The sequence below is a fragment of the Acinetobacter sp. TUM15064 genome (assembly GCF_008980265.1).
Classification (GTDB): Bacteria; Pseudomonadota; Gammaproteobacteria; order Pseudomonadales; family Moraxellaceae; genus Acinetobacter.
Map to the genome: position 1 here is coordinate 1 of NZ_BKFU01000108.1, position 5,567 is coordinate 5,567.

2 tRNA genes and 3 rRNA genes are annotated in these 5,567 nt (G+C 48.4%); all 5 read left to right on the plus strand.

From position 1 onward, the window contains the following. The first annotated feature begins 167 nt into the window (after positions 1-167). Positions 168-1,704, plus strand: a 16S ribosomal RNA gene (locus GBI16_RS17450). Between the two features lie 61 nt (positions 1,705-1,765). After that, positions 1,766-1,842: transfer RNA gene (locus GBI16_RS17455), tRNA-Ile, on the plus strand. A gap of 69 nt (positions 1,843-1,911) precedes the next feature. Next, positions 1,912-1,987 (plus strand) — tRNA-Ala (locus GBI16_RS17460). Between the two features lie 349 nt (positions 1,988-2,336). After that, positions 2,337-5,230 (plus strand): 23S ribosomal RNA (locus GBI16_RS17465). A gap of 178 nt (positions 5,231-5,408) precedes the next feature. After that, positions 5,409-5,523 (plus strand): 5S ribosomal RNA (rrf, locus tag GBI16_RS17470). The 16S, 23S and 5S rRNA genes sit together here with 2 tRNA genes alongside, the layout of an rRNA operon. Positions 5,524-5,567: the final 44 nt, after the last annotated feature.

Consider the following 5,567-nt stretch of genomic DNA (forward strand, 5'->3'; position numbering starts at 1 on the left):
AAGATCATTAAGAGATTATGAAGAACAACTTGTGTGGATTTTTACTGATTGATCGATCGAAAATATTTCATTGATTGATGGTAGAAATTACTCGAAGTTTATTTGAGCGAATTTTTAGTCAGAAAATTGATGAGCCAGAATTGTGACCTTAAGTCACTAAATGATTTTAACTGAAGAGTTTGATCATGGCTCAGATTGAACGCTGGCGGCAGGCTTAACACATGCAAGTCGAGCGGGGGAAGGTAGCTTGCTACCTAACCTAGCGGCGGACGGGTGAGTAATGCTTAGGAATCTGCCTATTAGTGGGGGACAACATTTCGAAAGGGATGCTAATACCGCATACGCCCTAAGGGGGAAAGCAGGGGATCTTCGGACCTTGCGCTAATAGATGAGCCTAAGTCGGATTAGCTAGTTGGTGGGGTAAAGGCCTACCAAGGCGACGATCTGTAGCGGGTCTGAGAGGATGATCCGCCACACTGGGACTGAGACACGGCCCAGACTCCTACGGGAGGCAGCAGTGGGGAATATTGGACAATGGGGGGAACCCTGATCCAGCCATGCCGCGTGTGTGAAGAAGGCCTTTTGGTTGTAAAGCACTTTAAGCGAGGAGGAGGCTACCGAGATTAATACTCTTGGATAGTGGACGTTACTCGCAGAATAAGCACCGGCTAACTCTGTGCCAGCAGCCGCGGTAATACAGAGGGTGCGAGCGTTAATCGGATTTACTGGGCGTAAAGCGTGCGTAGGCGGCTTTTTAAGTCGGATGTGAAATCCCCGAGCTTAACTTGGGAATTGCATTCGATACTGGGAAGCTAGAGTATGGGAGAGGATGGTAGAATTCCAGGTGTAGCGGTGAAATGCGTAGAGATCTGGAGGAATACCGATGGCGAAGGCAGCCATCTGGCCTAATACTGACGCTGAGGTACGAAAGCATGGGGAGCAAACAGGATTAGATACCCTGGTAGTCCATGCCGTAAACGATGTCTACTAGCCGTTGGGGCCTTTGAGGCTTTAGTGGCGCAGCTAACGCGATAAGTAGACCGCCTGGGGAGTACGGTCGCAAGACTAAAACTCAAATGAATTGACGGGGGCCCGCACAAGCGGTGGAGCATGTGGTTTAATTCGATGCAACGCGAAGAACCTTACCTGGTCTTGACATAGTAAGAACTTTCCAGAGATGGATTGGTGCCTTCGGGAACTTACATACAGGTGCTGCATGGCTGTCGTCAGCTCGTGTCGTGAGATGTTGGGTTAAGTCCCGCAACGAGCGCAACCCTTTTCCTTATTTGCCAGCACTTCGGGTGGGAACTTTAAGGATACTGCCAGTGACAAACTGGAGGAAGGCGGGGACGACGTCAAGTCATCATGGCCCTTACGACCAGGGCTACACACGTGCTACAATGGTCGGTACAAAGGGTTGCTACCTAGCGATAGGATGCTAATCTCAAAAAGCCGATCGTAGTCCGGATTGGAGTCTGCAACTCGACTCCATGAAGTCGGAATCGCTAGTAATCGCGGATCAGAATGCCGCGGTGAATACGTTCCCGGGCCTTGTACACACCGCCCGTCACACCATGGGAGTTTGTTGCACCAGAAGTAGGTAGTCTAACCGCAAGGAGGACGCTTACCACGGTGTGGCCGATGACTGGGGTGAAGTCGTAACAAGGTAGCCGTAGGGGAACCTGCGGCTGGATCACCTCCTTAACGAAAGATTGACGATTGGTAAGAATCCACAACAAGTTGTTCTTCATGACGATGTATCTGAGGGTCTGTAGCTCAGTTGGTTAGAGCACACGCTTGATAAGCGTGGGGTCACAAGTTCAAGTCTTGTCAGACCCACCAAATCTGACTAACAAAGTATTGAATAAATGCTGAATACAGAAAACAGAGACATTGACTTATTGATAAGCTGGGGACTTAGCTTAGTTGGTAGAGCGCCTGCTTTGCACGCAGGAGGTCAGGAGTTCGACTCTCCTAGTCTCCACCATAGATTATAGAAATTAGTAAGTTAAAGCTTATTAACTTCTGTGATTTATCGCAGTTTCCTGACCTGACGAAGGCAGGAAAAATCATTAACAGAATATATTTGAGTTGAAATAATTTGTTCATACTCGTTTTTAAGATCGACATTAACAGTGATTTATTACTGGTTGATGAAGATTGAAGAAATGAGTTACTAGCGAAATTAACTGAATCAAGCGTTTTGGTATGTGAATTGAATTGAAGCTGTACAGTGTTTAAGTACACAGAACAACAAACTGTAAGGAAGTGATGAGAAATCATCATAGACTGTCTTAATCCTACTTGTAGGGATTAACGACTGTTTGGGGTTGTATAGTCAAGTAATTAAGTGCATGTGGTGGATGCCTTGGCAGTCAGAGGCGAAGAAAGACGTAATAGCCTGCGATAAGCTCCGGGGAGGCGGCAAATATCCTGTGATCCGGAGATTTCTGAATGGGGAAACCCACCTGTCATAAGGCAGGTATCGTATGATGAATACATAGTCATACGAGGCGAACGAGGGGAAGTGAAACATCTCAGTACCCTTAGGAAAAGAAATCAATTGAGATTCCCTCAGTAGCGGCGAGCGAACGGGGAAAAGCCCATTAAGTCATATAAGTTTTAGTGGAATGCTCTGGGAAGTGCAACCATAGTGGGTGATAGTCCTGTACACGAAAGGGCTTATATGATGATGTCGAGTAGGGCGGGGCACGTGAAACCTTGTCTGAATATGGGGGGACCATCCTCCAAGGCTAAATACTCCTGACTGACCGATAGTGAACCAGTACCGTGAGGGAAAGGCGAAAAGAACCCCTGTGAGGGGAGTGAAATAGATCCTGAAACCGCATGCATACAAGCAGTGGGAGCCGACTTGTTCGGTGACTGCGTACCTTTTGTATAATGGGTCAGCGACTTACATTCAGTAGCAAGGTTAACCGCATAGGGGAGCCGTAGAGAAATCGAGTCTTAATAGGGCGTTTAGTTGCTGGGTGTAGACCCGAAACCGGGTGATCTATCCATGAGCAGGTTGAAGGTTGGGTAACACTAACTGGAGGACCGAACCCACTGTCGTTGAAAAGCCAGGGGATGACTTGTGGATAGGGGTGAAAGGCTAATCAAACTCGGTGATAGCTGGTTCTCCCCGAAAGCTATTTAGGTAGCGCCTCGGACGAATACCATTGGGGGTAGAGCACTGTTTCGGCTAGGGGGTCATCCCGACTTACCAAACCGATGCAAACTCCGAATACCAATGAGTACTATCCGGGAGACAGACTGCGGGTGCTAACGTCCGTAGTCAAGAGGAAAACAATCCAGACCGCCAGCTAAGGCCCCAAAATTATAGTTAAGTGGGAAACGATGTGGGAAGGCATAGACAGCTAGGAGGTTGGCTTAGAAGCAGCCACCCTTTAAAGAAAGCGTAATAGCTCACTAGTCGAGTCGGCCTGCGCGGAAGATGTAACGGGGCTAAAACTATATGCCGAAGCTGCGGATTTGCAATTTATTGCAAGTGGTAGGGGAGCGTTCTGTAAGCCGATGAAGGTGTATTGAGAAGTATGCTGGAGGTATCAGAAGTGCGAATGCTGACGTGAGTAACGACAAAACGGGTGAAAAACCCGTTCGCTGAAAGACCAAGGGTTCCAGTCCAACGTTAATCGGGGCTGGGTGAGTCGACCCCTAAGGCGAGGCCGAGAGGCGTAGTCGATGGGAAATTGGTTAATATTCCAATACTTCTATGTAATGCGATGAGAGGACGGAGAAGGTTAAGTCAGCCTGGCGTTGGTTGTCCAGGTGGAAGGTTGTAGGCATGTATCTTAGGCAAATCCGGGGTACTCTATGCTGAGAACTGATAGCAAGCTGTACTTGTACAGTGAAGTGGCTGATACCATGCTTCCAGGAAAAGTCTCTAAGCTTCAGTTACATAGGAATCGTACCCGAAACCGACACAGGTGGTCAGGTCGAGTAGACCAAAGCGCTTGAGAGAACTCTGCTGAAGGAACTAGGCAAAATGGTACCGTAACTTCGGGAGAAGGTACGCTGCCGACGGTGATAGGATTTACTCCTTGAGCTATTGGCAGCCACAGAAACCAGGCCCCTGCAACTGTTTATTAAAAACATAGCACTCTGCAAACACGAAAGTGGACGTATAGGGTGTGATGCCTGCCCGGTGCTGGAAGGTTAATTGATGGGGTTAGCGTAAGCAAAGCTCTTGATCGAAGCCCCAGTAAACGGCGGCCGTAACTATAACGGTCCTAAGGTAGCGAAATTCCTTGTCGGGTAAGTTCCGACCTGCACGAATGGCATAATGATGGGGGCGCTGTCTCCAGCAGAGGCTCAGTGAAATCGAATTCGCCGTGAAGATGCGGTGTACCCGCGGCTAGACGGAAAGACCCCGTGAACCTTTACTGCAGCTTGACATTGAACTTTGATCTTACTTGTGTAGGATAGGTGGGAGGCTTTGAAACCGAGACGCTAGTTTCGGTGGAGCCAATCTTGAAATACCACCCTGGTAATATTGAGGTTCTAACTCTGTCCCGTAATCCGGGACGAGGACCATGTCTGGTGGGTAGTTTGACTGGGGCGGTCTCCTCCTAAAGAGTAACGGAGGAGTACGAAGGTGCGCTCAGCGTGGTCGGAAATCACGCGTAGAGTATAAAGGCAAAAGCGCGCTTAACTGCGAGACCCACAAGTCGAGCAGGTACGAAAGTAGGTCTTAGTGATCCGGTGGTTCTGTATGGAAGGGCCATCGCTCAACGGATAAAAGGTACTCTGGGGATAACAGGCTGATACCGCCCAAGAGTTCATATCGACGGCGGTGTTTGGCACCTCGATGTCGGCTCATCTCATCCTGGGGCTGAAGCAGGTCCCAAGGGTATGGCTGTTCGCCATTTAAAGAGGTACGCGAGCTGGGTTTAGAACGTCGTGAGACAGTTCGGTCCCTATCTACCGTGGGCGTTGGAAATTTGAGAGGATCTGCTCCTAGTACGAGAGGACCAGAGTGGACGAACCTCTGGTGTACCGGTTGTGACGCCAGTCGCATCGCCGGGTAGCTATGTTCGGAAGGGATAACCGCTGAAAGCATCTAAGCGGGAAGCCTACCTCAAGATAAGATTTCCCTAGGACTTTATGTCCTCTAAAGAGCCGTTGAAGACTACGACGTTGATAGGTTGGATGTGGAAGCATAGTGATATGTGAAGCTGACCAATACTAATTGCTCGTGAGGCTTGACTATACAACACCCAAACAGTTGGTGTTGTGGTTCAAATCACTGCAAATACCTTGATTTAGTTATAAAGCTAAGTAGAATATCCAACTCAAATATACCTGTTAATGCATTCTATTTGGAACGAAGTAAGGCATAGACTGTAAGTACAGTTGAAATAAGACCCGAACAAGTCCATAACAGTTGTGCTGGCGACAATAGCAAGAGTGAACCACCTGATCCCTTCCCGAACTCAGAAGTGAAACCTCTTAGCGCTGATGGTAGTGTGGCGTTTGCCATGTGAGAGTAAGTCATCGCCAGCTCATTATTCAAAAGCCCCCTAACGATTAAGTTAGGGGGCTTTTTT